At 58.8% G+C, this 18,839-nt stretch carries 17 protein-coding genes and 1 pseudogene; 11 read left to right on the forward strand and 7 right to left on the reverse strand.

The features are described from left to right. The first annotated feature begins 8 nt into the window (after positions 1–8). The 8 genes and pseudogenes from G3A56_RS26865 (at position 9) to trbI (ending at position 7,918) form a co-directional block, all read left to right on the forward strand. A complete protein-coding gene (locus tag G3A56_RS26865) occupies positions 9–2,444 on the forward strand; it encodes a conjugal transfer protein TrbE (protein ID WP_164056938.1) in 2,436 nt (811 codons plus the stop codon). After that, a complete protein-coding gene (gene trbJ, locus G3A56_RS26870; RefSeq protein WP_164056939.1) occupies positions 2,437–3,246 on the forward strand; it encodes a P-type conjugative transfer protein TrbJ in 810 nt (269 codons plus the stop codon). Before G3A56_RS26865 ends, trbJ begins: the two co-directional genes overlap by 8 nt. Next, positions 3,243–3,446, forward strand: coding sequence for an entry exclusion protein TrbK (gene trbK, locus G3A56_RS26875; RefSeq protein ID WP_164056940.1), 204 nt, complete (start codon positions 3,243–3,245; stop codon positions 3,444–3,446). Before trbJ ends, trbK begins: the two co-directional genes overlap by 4 nt. Further along, on the forward strand, positions 3,440–4,621 hold the full coding sequence (gene trbL / locus G3A56_RS26880) for a P-type conjugative transfer protein TrbL (protein ID WP_164056941.1): 1,182 nt from the start codon (positions 3,440–3,442) through the stop codon (positions 4,619–4,621). The genes trbK and trbL overlap by 7 nt, the downstream gene beginning before the upstream one ends. 21 nt (positions 4,622–4,642) lie before the next feature. Beyond that, a complete protein-coding gene (locus tag G3A56_RS26885) occupies positions 4,643–5,305 on the forward strand; it encodes a conjugal transfer protein TrbF (protein WP_164056942.1) in 663 nt (220 codons plus the stop codon). A gap of 16 nt (positions 5,306–5,321) precedes the next feature. Beyond that, positions 5,322–6,152: a P-type conjugative transfer protein TrbG gene (gene trbG, locus G3A56_RS26890; protein WP_164056943.1), complete on the forward strand. Its 831-nt coding sequence runs from the start codon at positions 5,322–5,324 to the stop codon at positions 6,150–6,152. 3 nt (positions 6,153–6,155) lie between these two features. Next, positions 6,156–6,602, forward strand: coding sequence for a conjugal transfer protein TrbH (trbH, locus tag G3A56_RS26895; RefSeq protein WP_164056944.1), 447 nt, complete (start codon positions 6,156–6,158; stop codon positions 6,600–6,602). A 15-nt stretch (positions 6,603–6,617) separates the two neighbouring features. Then, a pseudogene (gene trbI / locus G3A56_RS26900) lies at positions 6,618–7,918 on the forward strand (IncP-type conjugal transfer protein TrbI). A gap of 44 nt (positions 7,919–7,962) precedes the next feature. On the opposite strand, the gene G3A56_RS26905 reads toward trbI, so the two are convergent. Continuing rightward, positions 7,963–8,628 (reverse strand): acyl-homoserine-lactone synthase, encoded by a 666-nt coding sequence (locus tag G3A56_RS26905; RefSeq protein WP_164056945.1) that lies wholly within the window; start codon positions 8,626–8,628, stop codon positions 7,963–7,965. A gap of 116 nt (positions 8,629–8,744) precedes the next feature. After that, the gene (locus G3A56_RS26910) at positions 8,745–9,464 is read right to left on the reverse strand and encodes a helix-turn-helix transcriptional regulator (protein WP_425503394.1); all 720 of its coding nucleotides are present in this window, start codon (positions 9,462–9,464) and stop codon (positions 8,745–8,747) included. A 467-nt stretch (positions 9,465–9,931) separates the two neighbouring features. Here G3A56_RS26910 and G3A56_RS26915 point away from each other — a divergent pair, with 467 nt between their 5' ends. Continuing rightward, entirely contained in the window at positions 9,932–10,231 is a 300-nt protein-coding gene (locus G3A56_RS26915) for a transcriptional repressor TraM (protein WP_164056947.1), read from the forward strand. 11 nt (positions 10,232–10,242) lie between these two features. Here the strand turns inward: G3A56_RS26915 and traR are convergent, their stop codons facing one another. Further along, on the reverse strand, positions 10,243–10,947 hold the full coding sequence (gene traR / locus G3A56_RS26920; RefSeq protein ID WP_164056948.1) for an autoinducer-binding transcriptional regulator TraR: 705 nt from the start codon (positions 10,945–10,947) through the stop codon (positions 10,243–10,245). Positions 10,948–11,366: 419 nt separating this feature from the next. Between traR and G3A56_RS26925 the strand changes: the two genes are divergently transcribed. Together G3A56_RS26925 and G3A56_RS26930 are read left to right on the forward strand one after the other, a co-directional pair. Beyond that, the gene (locus tag G3A56_RS26925) at positions 11,367–12,005 is read left to right on the forward strand and encodes an XRE family transcriptional regulator (RefSeq protein ID WP_164056971.1); all 639 of its coding nucleotides are present in this window, start codon (positions 11,367–11,369) and stop codon (positions 12,003–12,005) included. Then, positions 12,006–12,620 carry an RES family NAD+ phosphorylase gene (locus G3A56_RS26930; RefSeq protein WP_164056949.1) on the forward strand — a complete coding sequence of 205 codons (615 nt, stop codon included), beginning with the start codon at positions 12,006–12,008 and terminating at the stop codon, positions 12,618–12,620. A 22-nt stretch (positions 12,621–12,642) separates the two neighbouring features. On the opposite strand, the gene G3A56_RS26935 is transcribed toward G3A56_RS26930, so the two are convergent. From G3A56_RS26935 to traA, 4 genes are read right to left on the reverse strand one after another with little or no spacing between them, the layout of a single operon-like run. Continuing rightward, entirely contained in the window at positions 12,643–13,254 is a 612-nt protein-coding gene (locus tag G3A56_RS26935) for a TraH family protein (protein ID WP_164056950.1), read from the reverse strand. 17 nt (positions 13,255–13,271) lie between these two features. Continuing rightward, entirely contained in the window at positions 13,272–14,438 is a 1,167-nt protein-coding gene (locus G3A56_RS26940; RefSeq protein ID WP_164056951.1) for a conjugal transfer protein TraB, read from the reverse strand. Next, positions 14,428–14,997: a conjugative transfer signal peptidase TraF gene (traF, locus tag G3A56_RS26945; protein ID WP_164056952.1), complete on the reverse strand. Its 570-nt coding sequence runs from the start codon at positions 14,995–14,997 to the stop codon at positions 14,428–14,430. The genes G3A56_RS26940 and traF overlap by 11 nt, the downstream gene beginning before the upstream one ends. Then, complete coding sequence (gene traA, locus G3A56_RS26950) at positions 14,994–18,590, reverse strand: Ti-type conjugative transfer relaxase TraA (RefSeq protein WP_164056953.1); 3,597 nt, start codon at positions 18,588–18,590, stop codon at positions 14,994–14,996. The genes traF and traA overlap by 4 nt, the downstream gene beginning before the upstream one ends. Positions 18,591–18,839: the final 249 nt, after the last annotated feature.

Consider the following 18,839-nt stretch of genomic DNA (forward strand, 5'->3'; position numbering starts at 1 on the left):
AGCCGTTGATGGTCGCCTTGAACAAATTTCGATCGACCGGGCCGTCGTTTGCAGACCTCGTTCCTTATGCGGGTCTGGTGGAAAACGGTATCCTGCTTTTGAAGGACGGTAGCCTGATGGCCGGCTGGTACTTCGCCGGTCCTGACTCCGAAAGTGCTACGGACTTCGAGCGCAACGAACTCTCTCGTCAGATCAATGCCATTCTGTCGCGGCTCGGGACGGGATGGATGATCCAGGTCGAAGCGGTGCGGGTCCCGACAACTGATTATCCATCGGCTGAACGTAGCCACTTTCCCGATACCGTCACGCGCCTCATCGATGATGAGCGCCGCCGGCATTTTGGTCAGGAGAGCGGACATTTCGAAAGTCGGCATGCTCTGATCCTTACCTACAGGCCACCGGAGAGACGGCGGAGTGGCCTGACACGGTACATCTATTCCGACAGTGAAAGCCGGTCAGCAAAATATGCCGACACGTCTCTCGATCAGTTTCGTCGATCGATCCGAGAGATCGAGCAGTATCTCGGCAACAATCTCTCGGTGCAGCGTATGCGAACCCGCGAGATTCCCGAGCGCGATGGATGCAGGGTGGCACGATACGATGAACTCTTCCAGTTCATCCGGTTCGCTATCACCGGCGAGAACCATCCCGTCCGCCTGCCAGAAATCCCGATGTATCTGGACTGGCTGGCGACGGCCGAGCTGGAACACGGCCTTACCCCAAGGGTCGAAAACCGGTTCCTTGGCGTGGTCGCCATCGACGGGCTTCCGGCTGAAAGCTGGCCGGGTATCCTGAACAGCCTCAATCTGATGCCGCTGACTTACCGCTGGTCGTCGCGCTTCATTTTCCTCGATGCAGAGGAAGCCAAGCAGCGTCTCGAGCGTACCCGCAAGAAATGGCAGCAGAAGGTCAGGCCATTCTTCGATCAACTGTTCCAGACACAGTCCCGTTCTGTCGATCAGGATGCGATGGCGATGGTCGCCGAGACTGAAGACGCAATCGCCGAGGCGTCATCCCAGCTCGTGGCGTACGGGTACTACACGCCAGTCATCATCCTCTTCGACGAAAACCGTGCAGCCCTGCTGGACAAAGCTGAAGCAGTCCGCCGTCTTATCCAGGCGGAGGGCTTTGGAGCCCGGATCGAGACGCTCAATGCGACCGACGCCTTCCTGGGTAGCTTACCTGGAAACTGGTACTGCAATATCCGGGAGCCGCTAATCAATACGCGCAATCTCTCAGACCTCATTCCGCTCAACTCTGTCTGGTCAGGGCATCCGGCCGCGCCATGCCCTTTTTATCCGCCTGACGCTCCACCGCTGATGCAGGTGGCGTCGGGCTCTACACCCTTCCGCTTGAACCTGCATTTTGACGATGTCGGCCACACGCTTATTTTCGGTCCGACTGGCTCTGGAAAATCGACGCTCCTGGCACTGATCGCCGCCCAATTTTGCCGGTACGAGAGGGCGCAGGTCTTCGCCTTCGACAAAGGCAATTCGATGCTACCGCTCACGCTTGGCGTCGGCGGCAACCATTATGAGATCGCCGGCGAAAGCGGCGATGGTGCAAATCTTGCCTTTTGCCCGTTCGCAGAGCTCTCGAGTGAAGCGGACAGGGCATGGGCATGCGAATGGATTGAAACCCTTGTCTCCCTTCAGGGCGTGACTGTTGCACCTGACCATCGAAATGCAATCTCGCGCCAGGTCGCGCTGATGGCAACAGCTCCCGGCCGATCACTGTCGGATTTCGTCAGCGGCGTGCAGATGCGCGACATCAAGGATGCTCTTCACCACTACACGGTAGATGGACCGATGGGCCAGTTGCTCGATGCGGAAGCGGACGGGCTGACGCTTGGCCGTTTCCAGTGCTTCGAAATCGAGCAACTCATGAACATGGGCGAGCGCAATCTCGTGCCCGTCCTAACCTATCTGTTTCGCCGCATCGAGAAACGACTGGACGGTTCGCCGAGCCTGATCATTCTCGACGAAGCCTGGCTCATGTTGGGCCATCCTGTTTTCCGCGACAAAATCCGTGAATGGCTGAAGGTACTCCGCAAGGCGAACTGCGCCGTTATTCTGGCAACGCAATCAATTTCCGACGCCGAGCGTTCAGGCATCATCGACGTCTTGAAAGAATCCTGCCCGACCAAGATCTGCCTTCCGAACGGAGGCGCGAGGGAGCCCGGCACACGTGAATTCTATGTGCGGCTCGGCTTCAACGAGCGGCAAATCGAGATCGTCGCCAATGCCATTCCGAAGCGCGAGTATTACGTGACATCTCCAGACGGTCGCCGCCTATTCGACATGTCGCTGGGACCAGTCACGCTCTCCTTCGTTGGCGCTTCTGGCAAAGCAGACCTTGCGCGTATCCGGGCACTTTCCTCGACACACGGCCGAGAATGGCCGGGTCAGTGGCTCATCGAAAGAGGGGTAAACCGCTATGAATGAATCGATCTGGTTCTCCAAACTGGCAAAAGAAGTGGTGACGGCCTTGGTGGCGATCGGCGTAGCGACCATGCCAACGTCAACCTTCGCCAGTGGCGCCGTAACCGGCGCGACCGAGCTAACCCAAAAGCTCAACAACATTGAATTGGCTGCCCAAGTCACCAACTCAACCGAGCAGATCAATCACCAGATTACGCAAATTTCACAGCTCGCCGAGCAGATTCAGAACCAGCTCAACATCTATCAGAACATGCTGCAGAACACCGCGCAGCTTCCGAACCACATATGGGGCCAGGTCGAGGGCGACCTCGATCAACTCAGGGATATCGTCAACCAGGGACAGGGCATCGCCTTCTCCATGGGCAATGCAGATGATCTCCTGAAACAGCGGTTCAAGAGTTACGCGGACCTGAAGACCAGCCTCCCAAACGGCGACAGCTTTTCGTCGACCTACCAGACCTGGTCCAACACAAACCGGGACACGATCGCCAGCACACTCAAGGCCGCAAGCCTCACTGCCGAGCAGTTCGATAGCGAGGAGGATACGATGAGCGAGCTGCGCACGATGTCTCAATCGGCAGATGGCCAGATGAAAGCGCTCCAGGTCGGCCACCAGATCGCCGCCCAGCAGGTCGCGCAGATGCAGAAACTGCGGGGGATCGTTTCCCAGCAGTCGACAATGATGGGTACCTGGCTGCAAAGCGAGCAGACGGATAAGGATCTGGCGCAGGCTCGTCGGGAGAAGTTCTTCAACGCCGACGTTCAGTCGATCCCGACTGGCCAGAAGATGGAGCCCCGCTGGTGAGCCGCGCTGCTTTTATCGGCGCCATTTGCGTCATCGCCGCCGGGATCGCTACGGTCACCACCGTCATCTTTGTTCGCGGCGAGACCTCTGCCGCTCCGGGTATGAGCGAAGAGCAGCGCGAGACGCGCGAGAAGTTCTTCGGCTCTGGCAAGGAACTTCCCCCGATCGAAAAAGGTCAGGAGATGCGGCCAAGATGGTGAAACCCAACCGAAAGTCCTTGCTGGTCCTTACCGGAATTGCGCTGATTGCCCATGCAGCGCCTGCATTCGCTCAGCAGGGCCAAGTGCTCACCGAGCTTGAAAACCAGGTCTCGGCCGCAGCGAAGGGGTGGCAGACCACCATCATGGATGCGGCGAGATCTCTGTTCTGGATCCTCGCCGGGATTGAAGTCGGGATCGCCGCGGTTTGGCTGGCGATCCAGGCAGCTTCGCTCGACAGCTGGTTCGCCGAGCTCGTCCGACGCATCATGTTTATCGGCTTCTTCGCTTTCGTCCTTACACAAGGGCCAACCTTCGCACGGGCCGTGGTCGACAGCCTGTTCCAGATCGGTGCGGGCGCCGGCTCCGCTTCGCCTGCGGAAGTGTTCGATGCCGGCATCCGCGTCGCATCGCAGATGTCGGAGCAGGCGAAGTTTGGCGTATTCGAGGATAATGCACTGGCAATCGCCGCCGTCCTTGCGATGGCGGTCGTTGTGATCTGCTTCTCGCTCGTTGCAGCCATCTTCGTGTCGGTCATGGTTGAAATGTATGTCGGCCTGCTGGCCGGCATGATCATGCTGGGGCTTGGCGGCTCGTCTTTCACCAAGGATTTCGCAATTCGCTATCTCGTATATGCTTTCGGCGTTGGCATGAAACTGATGGCGCTCGTGATGATCGCCAAGATTGGCTCGAACGTCTTGCTCGGCCTTGCGCAAGCACCGACAGCCGAGAGCGATCAGTTCATCACCACGCTCGCGATCGCCGGCATCTCCGTGGTCGTCTTTATCATCGCCATGTACGTCCCGAACATCATCCAGGGTGTCGTGCAGGGGGCATCGGTCACGGGCGGTATGGAGACAATCCGCCACGGTGGACAGGCCGCATCGTTTGCGGCGGGCGGGGCATTTCTTGGGGCCGGAGCCGTCGGCGCCGGCTTTGCGGCCGCGCAGGCAGCCCGTGCAGGTGGGTCTTCTGCAGCCGGCTCCGTGCTGCGGGGCATGGGCACAAGCTTGAGCTCTGGCGCGATGGCTGCCGGCGCGGCCGCCAAGGAAAAGGCAATCGGTTCGCCCGGTGCCTATGCCGGTTCACTGCTGGGTCTGGCGAATGCGAAGCTCGACCAGGCAAGGGGCAAGCCAACGCCTCCCACGACCTCCCCGGAAAAGCCGGGCAAACCATAATTCACGGACAGGATAAAAGAGATGGCAGGGCAACCCGCACCCGAGAACCCGTACCTTGCCGCAAGGCAGGAGTGGTCGGAACGATATGGTTCCTATGTCAAGGCGGCCTCCGCCTGGCGGGCAGTTGGATTACTGAGCCTTGGCATGGCCGTGATCGGATTTAGTTACGCGCTATACCTGAGCTCGCAGGTCAAACTGGTTCCCTACATTGTCGAGGTCGACAAGCTCGGGAACACGGTGTCCGGCGGTTTCCCGCAGCAGATTGAATATGCGGATACGCGTGTCGTGCGAGCGACGCTCGGCAACTTCGTGACCAGCTTCCGTTCCATCACACCGGATGCCGTGGTCCAGAAGCAATATATCGATCGCACCTATGCGCTGCTGCGGACCAGCGATCCCTCGACGCAGAAGGTCAATGCTTGGTTTCGCGGGAATTCTCCATTCGAAAAAGCGGTCAACGCGACCGTGGCGATCGAGGTCAACAACATCGTCGCGCTCTCGAACCAGACTTACCAGATCGACTGGACCGAATACGAGCGCGATCGGAAAGGCAAAGAGGTGGCAACTCGCCGCTTCAGAGGCATCGCTACTGTGTCGATAACATCACCTCAGGACGAAGCAATTATTCGGCTCAATCCGATCGGCGTCTACGTGACCGATTTTGACTGGACCGCGCAACTTTAAGGGCAGGGGATCTGCAATGGGGACCAAACACAAACGCGCAGCGCTTCGCTGCATGATGGCGCTTGTCATATCGGCTAGCTCTTCCTCGCCGTCCATGGCGCAAAGCCTGACCGGAAATGAAGTGAAAGGCACGAACCTCTCCGGTAAATGGCGCGGGCAGGCTGGCCTTGTGACCCGCGGACCGGATGGCAAGGTCATTTTCCTCTTCGGCGAAACGCAGCCCTCCGTCGTTTGCTCACCGCTCCAGGTCTGCGACATCGAATTGCAGGGCGGCGAAATCGTCCGCGACGTCCTCGTCGGAGACACGGTGCGTTGGAAAGTTGAACCGGCCACGTCGGGTGCGGCCGGCGGCCAGGCTATCCACCTGATCGTGAAACCTTCGGAGCCCGGCCTTGTGACCTCTATGGTGGTGACGACCTCGCGACGCACCTATCATATCCAGCTGAAATCGCATCCTTCTCAATACATGGCACGGGTAGGGTTCGAATATCCGGAAGATGCCGCGAACAAGCTCTCCGACATCAACGCACGTATCCAGGCTTTGAGTGGGCCGGCTGGTGGCACCGCGCCAGAACAGCTCGCCTTTTCATTTTCGGTCAGCGGCAGCGCGCCGTGGCGACCGAAGCGCGTCTATTCCGACGGGCAGAAAACCTACATCCAGTTCCCTCGCACGATCTCCGGCCAGGATGCACCTGTCCTGTTCGTCGTCTCGGGTGGCCAGAACCGGATCGTCAACTACCGGATGAAGAACGACATGATGATCGTCGACTACGATATCGACAAGGCGATCCTGATTTCAGGGGTCGGGCGGCACCAGCAGAAAATCACCATCCGGCGGGGAGGTTAGGCCATGCGGTTTCAAATTGCCCTCCCGATCATCTTCACCCTCGGCCTAGCCGGATGCCAGACCGCGACCGATGGATTGTCCACAAGTGCAGCGCCTGCAGACATCACCGGTCCTGCAGCGAGTTCCATCGCCGGCGACCTGGCCGGGCGATATGCGGAGCAGGCCGGCCCGGCAAAAATGCCGATCAAGCTTCACAAGGACACGTCCGACTTTGCGGTCGCACTCGAGGCCGCGTTGAAAGGCTGGGGCTACTCAGTCCTGACCGATGACATGAGCGCAACCTCCAAGGACGGGCCAAAGCCCGTCGAGTTGGCCTATTCGATCGTCTCGGCCGAGGGTCAGGTCCTCGCGCGCCTTTCGACCGATACGATGGAGCTTGGCCGCGCCTACTCGGTCAGCAATGGCGTAGCGACGCCGGCAAGCCCCCTTTCCCTCATGAAGCGAAACTGACAGGCGGAAACGATCATGGTCCAATCGCTGGAACTGGGAACCACCAATCGGTCCGCTGACGACAAGGGGATGAAGCGCCTCAATCGCATGCCTCTTTTTTTCGGCATAGGGATCCTCGTCCTCTTCCTTGCGGTCCTCGTTTACGGACTATCCTCACGGGGACTGCGGTTCGGCCAACCGAACTCGAATGAAAATGGCTCAAGCACCCCTGCTTCCACCTTCGCCGATCAACTGAAGAGAGGCGTGAAGGATGGTATCATCGGCGACCTGGAAGAAACGCCTCAGGTGTTTCAGCCAACACCGGTCTCACAGCGCCAGGATACCGTCCAGACGTTGGAAGTGGAATCGAAGGTGCAGCCGAGGGAAGATCGCCGCCCCGCACGGAGACGGACGAAGAGTGGAACGCCAGGATGCTCCGTGAACAGCGCGAGCAGATATTTCGCGAGCAGCAGCGCCAGCGCATGGCGAGCCTCCAAGCCCGCGCCACCGCCTTGGATTCACCGCTGAAGGTCGACATTTCAGAGGTCCAGGAGGTGAAAACAGATGGCCGGACGTCGGGCAGAATATCTGACGCAACTGGCGCAAACAGCGCAACGGACCTTTACTCTGCGGCAATGAAATCCGGTCTCACGGGTCAAAACATCGATCCGAACAGCCAAACTGCGAAAGAAGAATTCTTCAACTCAGATCTTGCAAAGTTGGGATATCTGCCAAACCGCGTCGTACCGCAAATGTCTCGCTATGAGCTGAAACGAGGCTCCGTTATCCCCGCCACGATGATAACCGGCATCAATTCGGATCTGCCTGGTCGCATCACCGCACAGGTTAGCCAGAACATCTACGACACGGCGAGCGGACACTACCTGCTTGTGCCGCAAGGAACGAAACTTCTCGGCCGCTATGACAGCAAGGTCTCCTTTGGTCAAAGCCGGGTCCTTGTGGTGTGGACCGACGTCATTTTCCCCAACGGGTCGACCCTCCAAATTGGCGGGATGGCTGGAACAGATTCGCAGGGCTACGGCGGGTTCTCCGACAAGGTGGACAATCATTATTTCCGCACCTTCGGCTCAGCAGTGTTGGTCGCGCTTATCGGCACGGGAATTGATATGGCAGTCCCGCAGAGCTCAACACTCGCCACGCAGGACACCGCATCGGACGCTGCTCGTCGGAATTTCGCTGAGACCTTTGGCCGAGTTGCTGAGCAGACAATCTCGAAGAACCTCAATGTCCAGCCAACGATTAAGATCCGGCCCGGGTACAAGTTCAACGTGCTCGTCGACCAGGATATCGTATTCCCGGGCATCTATTCGAATTGAGCTGGCATGTCGCACAGGCCGCGACATGCCAATAGATGATATTGTTAGGCGGAGACCCTAGCAGGCTCCTGACCTGCAGCTAAGCCCCGCGCGCGGTATCCTGTGAACAGCGGGCTTTTTATGCCGAGGGAATGCTGCATACGCACTCGGACCGGCTCCGATACCTCGAAGATTCCGCAGCAAACCGGTGAACGCCCGTATCCCTCTGCACGACCAACCTCATGGACTCTCAGCCCGGCACGGCGATATATCCGGGCGAGGTGCGGCTCGTAGTTCGAGACGAGAGCCTTGATCCCATGCGCCAACCCGCATTCGCAAAGCGCGAGCAAGAGCATGCAGAAGGCTTTGCTGCTGTCGAGGTCTGGGAAGTCGACCGCGAGGTTCGCCTCGTCGATGCACATCCTCGTCCCCTCGTAGATGCCAGGTGCCGCAAGGCTGGCGTCAGGAAAAGTGTCTCGGAATACATCGTAAAGGAGGGTAGGCCCGGTCGTCGGCATCAAGCGGACGGCGCCATAGAGCCGATCGCACCGATCATTGCACCACATCAGGTAGGCCGGCCGCAGTGCATCATACTCATCTTTCTCACTGTCATCGGTGATCTTCACAGCCCATCCAAGTTGATCGTGAAAGACGCGCTTGCGTAGGCGAAAGGCCTGATTCATCAGGTTTTCGTACCGTGCGTATTGGTGGGCTTCAATCAAAATGAACATCGATTTCTCCAGCCTTTTCTGTGCGGCTGGAAGATGCTTCGAACATGCTGGAGACTAAATTCCCGCAGATGGGCTCGCTCAAATGCGGGTATTGCAGTGCCTTCGCGCGACGAAGTTTAGATGCTGATCAAGCGTAGCTTCAGAGCGAGCGTGGCTGCTGCTGATATTGTCGCGCAGCCGAGTTTTGTACGGGCCGACTTCAGATAGGTCCGGGCTGTATGATGAGATATATCGAGGATTAGGGCGATGTCCTTGTAGTCCTTTCCAAGCGCGCTCCAGTAAAGGCATTCACGTTCCCGAGCGCTGATTGCCGGCACGGGATCACTTTCACCATGCAATTCGAACACTGCCTTCTGATGGACAAGCTGCGCGAGATCTAGCCAGTCACCCCGATATGTCTCGACAAGCTGATCCCAAGCGTGCGCAGTCCCCCTCGAGTTAAGAGAGAGAATGGCGCGGCGGCCAGCTTTGTCCGAAATGGGAATTGATAGGCCGAACGGCCCGACGCCATGTCGCATAGCGTCTTCGAGAAAAGGCAATGCCTCGATGGTTAGTTCGAGCTCCCGCCAATCGAAGGATAGCTGTCTGAGAAATCCCTCGCGCACGACGGGGTCGATCCTGACATATCCATTCAAAAGGTATCTTGAAACCCATGCCTCCGGATAGGTCGTCCGAACGAATGGCGCATCGAAGGAGCCGACGATCGTGGACGCTAGATGATAGGTGACGAAGTCGATGCAGTAGGCGGACTGCACTATCTCCAGAGCATCGGCGACCAAGCTTACCTCAGACACCCGACTTGCGATCTCATCATAATCTACCTTCGACTTTTGCAATCTGGGATTCCATGAGCGTGAGCGGGTTGCGCTAGATATATTTGATCGGCCAAAGTATTGACCGTGCGTCAGTAGCGCGCATGACCCTGCGAGGCTGCAACTCTTTGCTGCACTGCAACAAAAAATGCAAGTCCAGAAGCTCATAACTATTGGGCATCAATACACTCGTGGATTCGATGCCTGATCCAGCAACAAATCTGCGGTGGCGCGGGCGGCGCGATCTCGCTATAAGCGCGGATGTGGCAGTACGCGCTGCCTCCGGGCTTTGTAACCCGAAGCATACCGGTTTGGTGCCCGCCGTTAGGGCTCCAGATTCCTCGACCTATGGTCGGGGAGCCGTGGACGCATGTCCAGGTTCCTCGGAACTAAAGGTCCATGGGCTGAGTATGCTCGGTTACAAACTCCCCGATCGCCAGGGGTCAGGATCAATGCGGGGGCGTACCGCGCATTCTTGATTTGGAGTAGCGATGGACGGCAATGAACGATTGAATAGGGATCTGATCGATCTGAAACCGCTTATCGGTTTGCTCGATGGGCTTCCGACGTCTATCGTTGAGAAGCTAACGATCGACGCAATCCGGGAACACCGGGATCTTGTTGAACAGGCGGAGACCCTGTTCAACGCACTGCCTGCAGAAATCAAGGCTGGCAAGCAAGCAGGTGGGGAGGCCCACACCACCTATCTCGAGGCCACAATCCGAATGCATGCTCAGATGTCAGCACTAACAACGCTGCTAAGTTTACTGGGTTACACGCCGAAAGTTTGACCGAGGCATGCTCAGATCAGTCCGCGACGGATCGCCAACGCAACGACTTGGGCGTGGTTTGAGAGATTGTAGCGCGTCCTGATATCGTCGATCGCGGACCGCACGCCGGCATATTTTGCCTGCTCCAGCTCGGCGATGACCTCGACAGTCTTCCCCAGTGAAAGCCATCGCACATAGGTTGCCTGCTTCGGTGTCAGGATCACCTTTTCCTCAATAGACGGAGTGACCCGCAAATATTCGATGCGAGTATGCAGTTGCGAAACCGCAGAAGCAGCCATGATTGCGTCGATTTCAGTATCATTTGCGATTACCGGCTTCGACGAGGCAAAGGTCAGCATGGACATGGCACCGTTGGCAGTCGCGACCGGTATCGAGACTCCGGACCGAATGTTGAAGTCGGATGCGTCCGAGAAGAATTTCTTCTGCTCTTTGGAAAGGGCGCCCTTATCGTGCTCGCCTGACCACGCGAATGCTCGCTTGACGAGCTGAGCTTTCCGCATAACTGGATCGATAAACCGATGATCGAGCTGATCGTAGATCTTCTGCCATTCGAGATCGTAGTTCGAAACGGCATATGCCTGCCCGGGTCGCAGATTTACGAAAGCGTATCCCACAAAATCAAATCTGTCGGCAAGGTTTGCCAATGCTCCCTTAAGCATTGACTGATCATTCCCTATCGCCGTGACATCGAGAAGTTTTTCGACCCACTTGGTCACGTATATTCTCCTCTATCGATCGCAATCCTGTCTAGCTCAATGAAAGCATCCACATTCAAACTGACTGCGGTGCGATCAAACAGTGTTTTTGCGAAGATCGAAGCATATTCAACCGCTTTTAACTGACAATTCCACCTTGGGTTCTAATCGCTTTTTGTTTGAAATCAATTATTAGATTTAATTTCTGCCCGGACAAAGTGGTTTTTCGCGGTCAGCTGCGATCATCACATGTCTCCCTCTGCTTTACCAACTTGACGAACTTAACGATTTTGCCATATAAAGAGACACACGGAGGCAACGTTATGGTATCCCCTAAGGCAAAATCCGGCGATCGAAGCGGCCCTCGACGGCAGCGCGATGCAGGTGATCGTTCGATGGCCTTTTTTCTGGCTACAGGCGCCGGCGCGTTGCCTGAAGGCATGAGCGGCTTCAAGATCAATGTTCCGGATAATGCATCCAAGGTGCTGTCCGACAAACCGAAGCGCGTGCAGGCGCTGTTGCAGCAGTATGGCAAGGCGATCACAAAAAGCCGCACCGCCGGCCGGCGTGTGAGCTTTCGCGTCGATGTCGATCCGGAAGGTGAGATGGTCGTTACCCCCGTCGAAGAGGAAGCGACGGTTGTGCCGACACTTGTACAGGAAGGCGACGGTGCGGATGCAGAACTGGAGCAAGCACTTGCAGCGGCGCGTGCTCGCGGGCGCTCGAAGGCAGCGGAGATCTTAGGCGGCGCCGACATGCTCAGTGCTGAGGTCTTTGCGCGCCTGCTGGGAACGACACGGGTTACCGTCAACACCAAACGGCAAAACGGCCAAGTCCTCGGATTGGACGGTGCCAAGCGCGGATATCGCTTCCCCGATTGGCAAATGGATTCCGATGGAAAGCCGTTTTCTGCGCTCCCGATCCTACATGAACGACTGGGTGGGGCATGGGCGGTGTATCGTTTCTTGATCCAACCACAAAGCGAACTGGATGGCATGACCGGCCGCCAGGCTCTGGAGCGGGGGCGGACTGAGCAAGTGCTTAGCGCCGCGGAAAGTGTCGGACGAGATTTCCGGTAAATGGTACAGATTGTACCGCCTGCCGGTTTCGAGACATCAAAACTGCACCTGCATGTCGTTGTGCCCGGATCACTGTTCGGCCGCATCTACCTCGCTCGATACCCTGATCCGCTTGGTTTCGGAAAGACGCCGAGCCGGTTCAGCGATCCGCGCCGCCGCAAGGCCGACAATCGCTTCGGCGTTCTCTACCTCGGGGATACCGTCAAGGTCTGCTTCCTCGAGGCCGTGCTACGGGACCAGCGCGACGGACTGATCGGAGATCTTCCAATCGCAGAGAGCGAACTCCACGACAGACAATACGCGCAGATTGAGGTCGTCGAGGCGCTGAAAATCGTCGATCTGCGCGACGATGGTCCGATCAAGATGGGTGTGCCGACAGATGTGGCGAAGTCATCCAGACAATCTCTCGCACGCGAGTGGGCTGTCGCTTTCCATGACCATGCCGATCGAATTGACGGGATCATCTACCCGTCGCGACTTAATGGGCATACCAATCTTGCGGTTTTCGACCGGTCCGTCGGCAAACTGAAAACGGTTGGTGCGACCAGGCTGATTCGAGCGCCGGGTCTCGCCAGCGTTCTCAACGACCTCAATGTGGCGATCGTCGATCCTTGACATCGGGACTTGCTGTTCGGACCTACTTCTGGCCGCTGATCCGCGAGAGATCGATTCTGATCCCCGCCGTTCCGGCTTCTTTTTCAGTAGAGGGCACCGCCTCGCTTTCAGACGGTGTTTCATCTGCAGGTCCAGGCTCCACCGCCTTTGCCCTGTCTCCCTGTTCCGCGATAGCTCCACCCGGGTCCTCAGCCTGAAACACGGCCTGGCCTTCGAATTGACCGGTGTTCCAGGCGTAGACCGCATCGTCGAACACCTGCGGAAATACCTCGGCATTCGTTGGATTTCCGTACCACTTGCTCACGATCCGGAGGATCTTTACGAACATGGCAGACCCCATACGAAGATTCCCGCAGGGCTCGACGAGTTCTGGTCCGAGTTCCGAGACATCCTTGATGCCAACGCCCGCCGGGAATTGCGTCACTCCGACACGCACCACCGCCTGGCCGACATATTGTCTGACGACCTCCATGGCTTCGTCGGGGTTTTTCGGCTTGGGGACGAGGATAAGCCGTCCACCCGATTTGACGGTTATCGCGAGCGGATCGCCAGAACCGACTGCTGATACGAACTGCTCGACAATAGCAGGTTTCAGCCCTGGGTCAGCGCATTCCTTGATGAAGGCAGGGTCCATAACGATGGCTCCAAAGATCAAGTGTTGAAGGATATGATGAGCGGAGTTCCGAACAGATCGGACCACGCCTTAGCGCTTGCGCGCTGTATCGCGACGATATTGCTGCCGGCCGTCCACCAGCCATTACCGATCAGCACGATCGCATCAGGTCGATGCAGCATTGACTGGAGAACTGGCCATAGGACGAGTTGTTCGTAGCAAATCAGCGGCGCGATCTTCCTTCCCGCAACCTCGACCACAGGGTTCTCGAAAAAGCTGGCTCGTGCGCTACCGACCTGGCCGGTCCAACGCTCCCACGGCCGCCACATCGAGACCGGAACCGGCATGCGCTCGTGATAAAGGATGCGCCCTCCTCGCGCATCGATCGCCACCATGACGTTGTCGTAGCCATCGGGATCGACGAGGGCCGCACCGGCGATCACCGTGATCTGGGCGTTTCGCAGCTGGTTACGCCAGAAGCCTTCAAGCGTCGGCGTCCAGAAGCCAAGGCTGCTTTCCGGAAGAACGATGACTGCTTCTTGTCCGTCAGCCGCAATGCGAACCTTTTCGACCAGATCGCGTTGCCGAGAAAGAGACTGATCGCGACCAAGGCTCGCACCAATTTCGAGATCGACACCCCGCCATCCCTCAGTTAGAATCTGCTGTGTCCCCGATGCGGCGGACCAGAGCCAAAGACCTGCAAGGCCGATGGCGATAGCCGGCCCGTGTCGGGTTACGAGACCCGTCAGGCCGGCTGTCATTGCAAGCAGTCCCCACCAGCCCCAACCCGGAAACAGAATGCCTGCGCCGGTCAATGGATGCGCCCACCCCACAATTCCGAAGGGCGGCACAGCCATGAGCACCATCACCAACAGATATCGCAGTGCCTTCCCTAGGCCGTGTGACCCGGCCCATAGCGCAGAATGGACTGCCACAAAGGACACCGCGGCGACGATCCAGAAGCAAAGACCTACCCAGAGATCCGCGCCAAAGAATTGGGCAACCCCGACCGGCAACCCACGGGACGCCGCCAGGAAATAACCGGCGGAGACGAGCGCCGCGGCGATCCGTGTCGGGGACCTGGACCAGACGAGCGGAAAGAGGATTGCAACGGGGAGGAGCTCCGCCTGTCCGCTCCATCCGACCGCGCCGATTGCAACAGACATTGACATGAGAAGGACGGTCAGCAGGCTTTCACGGCGCATAGGTCCACACCTCCTGCGCCACGCCGATAACACCCGACATGGGAATTGGCCCGAAATAGCGTGAGTCCCAGGATCCTGGAAAAGCCGAATGGAGATAGATCGATCCCGGCGGCACGGTCCCGCTCGTATCGGGGGCCAGCGAGCGGCCCTGTCCATCCATATCGACGATCCGCGACCCGGCGAGATCTGTACCGTCGACTGTCAGGTGATCCGTCACCTCGATGCGCTGGCCAGCCACCGCGACGATTGTCTTTATCAACGGCCCGAATCCTCCTGGGCACAGGCCGCGTCGCAGGTAGCCACGTCTAAGGGCCTCGCGCATCCTCTCGTTGTGGGGTGGGCAGACGAACACAGTCATTCCCGTCCGGATGGAGGACGGCGAGATCGGAACGATGCGCCATAAGCCGAGCGGTTCACTCGGCGTTGTGTTGATCCGTAAACCGAGGATTCCGCCACAGGCGAAAACGAGTGTCAGGAAGCCTGCTGCCGCGGCAAGCATGGCGCCCGCGACACGGCGTTGGCGATATTTCAAGATGTAGTGGTGGTTGGTGACCGTCATTTCAGGGACAGCCCCTTGGCCTGCGTCTGGCGGGCAGCTTCTGCCTGTCTGAGCGCCACCGTCGTTCGTTCATGCGCGGCAAGCTGCTGGACCGTACGCATGCTCGTCCAGGCCGACTGCACCTCACTCTTCTGGGCTGAGTTCATTCCGGCTGTCAGCTTCTGGAACGTCTCGCCATCGGCGCTCTTCGCAGCAATCGGTAGCAGGGTTCGTTCTCCGAACCGCTCCGACACGGCTTTGGCAAATCCTTCAAGCTCAGCCTTCACCATTTTGTCGGCCAGGGCGAACTCGAGGCCTGCGGGAAGATCGTTGCGATCGATCGCGTCCCGGACGCGTTCCAGCGTTTGCTTGGCTGATGGTGACAGGGCCGGGATCTCGATCGAGACCTTAAGCCGGGCCGCCCGCTCTTCAGTTTCGAACTTCCGCTCAGCTTCGGCGCGGACGGTGAGATAACGCTCCAGGTTTCGGGCAAGAGCCAGTGCGTTCACCAATGCGATATCACGCACTTGCTTTTCGGCGCTTCCTGCGAACAGCCCGGTCTTCCCCTTCAGCGCGCCGAAGCTTTCCGGTTGCTCGGCAATCCGCACAATCGTCGTCGCGGCAATCGTGTCATTCGTCAGCATGGCATCGACATTGACTGCCTTGAAGGCCGCCTGCGGATCCGCGAAGACGAGATGGAAGCGGCCGGAAACCTCCTGCCAGCTGTCCTTCAGGCCAGTGTCGGCGGAGAGCCGGTCCTCGACCGCCTGAGCGACCGACCTGGGGAAGGTCGTCGTACCTGAGACCATGGGTTTTGCCTCCTTGATTGCAGATGTTGTCGATGCGGTAGACGTCGCTCCGCCAAGGCCGAGCCTTGTCGCAACGGCTGCAAGGCGCGCGCCGAGCGCGGCGATCCTCAACGATTGACGGACCGTCCATTGCAGCCGGTCATGTACGACGGTGCGGGCGACGTTCATGAGATGGAGGCCACGCGCCTCGGCAAAGCGAAGCGCTGCGCGATAGTGCGAGGCGTGCTGATAGTCGAGCGTCGTTTCCTTCGATCCCGCACGGGAGAGCCGCTCATGGAGGCGGGCCATCGCCAGTTCCTCGATCGGCACGACCTTCCAGGAATTTCGCTCGACCTCCTTGCCATCAGGGAGCGTGACGCGCTGTGAGCCGGCATGTTCGAGCCCGATGCGATCACCGATCCTGACGTCAGACGCTTCCATCGCTCGCGCGAGATCGACACCCCAGACGGTCCGTTCCTGACCATCGGAAAAGCCCAGCGTCACGAAGTAGCTGGCCCGGTTGCTCGGCTTGTGTTCGTAGGGTGCTTCGCCATGGGCTATCAGCACGCCGCCACGCCGCTGCGCGAGCTCTTCCAGGCCGACATAGAGCTCGGCCGCCTCGCGGTGGCGAGTCATGGCGACATAGGACAGGTGCCGATCGAGCGTGCTCGACGCCAGCACCTTGACGCGATCCACCGTGGCGCCCTGACTCTTGTGGACGGTGGTGGCGTAACCGTGATCGACATTGGTGTAGAAGCGCTGTTCGACCACGACCTGGCGTCTATCTTCACCGCCGCCAATCTCAGCAACGAAGCGCCCTGGCTGCGCCTCGACAACACGCGCCAACATGCCGTTCTTGACGCCTATCGAACCTTCATTCTTCAGGAAGACGATCTGATCGCCAGCCGCAAAATGCCTCGTCCCGTCTTCAGTCTTGAAGGCATGGCCGGGCTCGATCGCGCCTCGCTCGACCAGCTTGCCGCGCGCCATCTCGTTCAACAGCCGCACATCGACACGGCGATGGGCGAGGATCAGGGTCGCCTTCGCCGGATCGTATTCGCGATCCCAGTCGGCGATCAATGCCGTGATCGCGTCGCCCTTCGTCCACCCGGTCCGCACCAAATCCCGCTGCGCGTAAGCATCGAGTGCAGCCGACACGTTTCCACGCGCCAGATCCAGGGAAGCATCGCGCATCCACTGCTCGCGCTGGCGGTAGATCGTCCCGAGTTCCGCATAACCGATCCGCTCGGAAATGGCGCGGAAAGCAGCACCGGCTTCAATCGGCTGAAGCTGTTCAGGATCGCCGACCAGAACGAGTTTCGCGCCGGACGAGGTGACCGCTTCAACGAAGAGCGCCATCTGTCGGGACGAGACCATGCCTGCCTCATCGAGGACGAAGACGATCTTTTCATCGAGCCGGTCACGTTCCTGATTCCATCGGAGTTCCCAGGCGGACAGCGTGCGGGAGGCAATGCCCGCTTCCTTCTCCAGCCCCTCGGCCGCCTTGCCCGCCAACGCACCGCCGACGACGCGATAGCCGGCCGCTTCCCAGGCTTCGCGGGCCGCCTTCATCATCGTCGTCTTGCCGGTGCCGGCGCGGCCGATCACGGCAGCAATCCGCTCCGGCCCGGCTACGTGCTCGATCGCAATCTTCTGTTCGTCCGACAGGCGATCGTGGCGAGTGAAGACGCTGTTCAGTACCGCTGGTTTTACACGATGAGAGGATCGCTGCGACAGCCATACCGCCTGATTGGCCATCTGGGATTCCACACGGATCAGCTCCCGCGTCGTGTATTTTGCGGCGGCCCTGACACCGGTGGCGAGATCCATCCGCTCACGATCGAGCCGCAGCGTTTGCGGGCTCTGCAGGATCCGCGCCATCAGATCCTGGAAAAGCACCGCATCGTCGATGTAGCGGTTGAGAACCTTGGCAACATCGCGCTCTTCGAAGACGCTTTTCTCCCGGGTGATGAGGTCCAGCACGATCTCCGGATTGCGTTGGATCCGCTTGGCGTTCTCCGTGCGGCGCTCCTGCTGCAGCTCGATCCGTTCGAGCTGCAGCGATGGGGCCGCGCCCGCCACCTGCGCCGTCTCTGCCTTCCGCTCGATCGCTGTCGCGCCAACGCCGATATGGATCGTCGGTGTCAGGTCTATTCCCTGCTTTTCGAACGAACGGCCATCAACGCGGATATCGAGACCAGCAAGCGCCAGGTGCCGGTTCTGGATAGCAAACCAGCCGTCCCGAAACGCGTTGAAGTCCTCGGCGCCGCCTGCCCAAAGCTCGTACACGATCTTGCCGGCATCGTTGCGAACGGGATTGCCGTCGGGACCGACAACCGCAACCTTCTTGGCCCCGAAACCATCCTCGCTCAGTGGCCGCAGGGTCGTCATCAGATGCACATGCGGATTGCCGGGTGCGTCGTGATAGACCCAATCGGCGACCATGCCTTTGGTTGTGATATGCTGCGCGATAAAATCCCGCATCAGGGCTATGTTCTGATCGGCCGAAAGTTCGATCGGCAAAGCGATCGTCACGTCTTTGGCGAGCTGCGCGTCCGACCGCTTCTCGAACATCTCGACCCTGTTCCAGAAGGCCTCGGAAGCTCCAGATACCGAGCGGTCCGCAATCATCGCGCGAAGCCATTCAGGGGCGTCGGCCGGGATCACGAATTCCTCGTGAAGCAGTCCCTGCTTGCGGGAATAATCGATCACGCGGGCCTCGCGCTCGTAGTCCATTTTGGCGCAGTGACGGTAGGCCGCAGACAGCACCGCGCTGCGGCCGGAGCCGCGAGCAACGACGGTGACTGAAAAATGCGGGACTGCCACGGGTAAGGCGCTCCATCTTCCGAATGAATTCAACATGTTCGTCGGGAGAGATCCGGCCCCGCCAGGGCCTTCAAGCAGTGCGTCGCGTCAGCGACGTATAATTGCGCCCTTGGATCCGCTCCTTCGGAACGGCGGGATCATTCGCCAAATGCTGGCGCTTTGGCGAGGTACAAATTTGTACCTGTCCTGTTGCACGGAAATCGAAGAGTCTTCGCTCGCACCCTTACTAAGACGACTGGAGATTGAATC

It is taken from the genome of Rhizobium oryzihabitans (assembly GCF_010669145.1).
Classification (GTDB): domain Bacteria; phylum Pseudomonadota; class Alphaproteobacteria; order Rhizobiales; family Rhizobiaceae; genus Agrobacterium; species Agrobacterium oryzihabitans.

What these genes read in the sequence shown, in the direction of transcription:
- trbJ (WP_164056939.1), top strand. Translation starts at nt 2,437, where the DNA reads ATGAATGAATCGATCTGGTTCTCCAAACTGGCAAAAGAAGTGGTGACG.
- trbL (WP_164056941.1), top strand. Translation starts at nt 3,440, where the DNA reads ATGGTGAAACCCAACCGAAAGTCCTTGCTGGTCCTTACCGGAATTGCG.
- G3A56_RS26935 (WP_164056950.1), bottom strand. Translation starts at nt 13,254, where the DNA reads ATGGACCCTGCCTTCATCAAGGAATGCGCTGACCCAGGGCTGAAACCT.
- trbH (WP_164056944.1), top strand. Translation starts at nt 6,156, where the DNA reads ATGCGGTTTCAAATTGCCCTCCCGATCATCTTCACCCTCGGCCTAGCC.
- G3A56_RS26905 (WP_164056945.1), bottom strand. Translation starts at nt 8,628, where the DNA reads ATGTTCATTTTGATTGAAGCCCACCAATACGCACGGTACGAAAACCTG.
- G3A56_RS26915 (WP_164056947.1), top strand. Translation starts at nt 9,932, where the DNA reads ATGGACGGCAATGAACGATTGAATAGGGATCTGATCGATCTGAAACCG.
- trbG (WP_164056943.1), top strand. Translation starts at nt 5,322, where the DNA reads ATGGGGACCAAACACAAACGCGCAGCGCTTCGCTGCATGATGGCGCTT.
- G3A56_RS26940 (WP_164056951.1), bottom strand. Translation starts at nt 14,438, where the DNA reads ATGCGCCGTGAAAGCCTGCTGACCGTCCTTCTCATGTCAATGTCTGTT.
- traF (WP_164056952.1), bottom strand. Translation starts at nt 14,997, where the DNA reads ATGACGGTCACCAACCACCACTACATCTTGAAATATCGCCAACGCCGT.
- G3A56_RS26930 (WP_164056949.1), top strand. Translation starts at nt 12,006, where the DNA reads ATGGTACAGATTGTACCGCCTGCCGGTTTCGAGACATCAAAACTGCAC.
- G3A56_RS26865 (WP_164056938.1), top strand. Translation starts at nt 9, where the DNA reads ATGGTCGCCTTGAACAAATTTCGATCGACCGGGCCGTCGTTTGCAGAC.
- G3A56_RS26885 (WP_164056942.1), top strand. Translation starts at nt 4,643, where the DNA reads ATGGCAGGGCAACCCGCACCCGAGAACCCGTACCTTGCCGCAAGGCAG.
- G3A56_RS26925 (WP_164056971.1), top strand. Translation starts at nt 11,367, where the DNA reads ATGAGCGGCTTCAAGATCAATGTTCCGGATAATGCATCCAAGGTGCTG.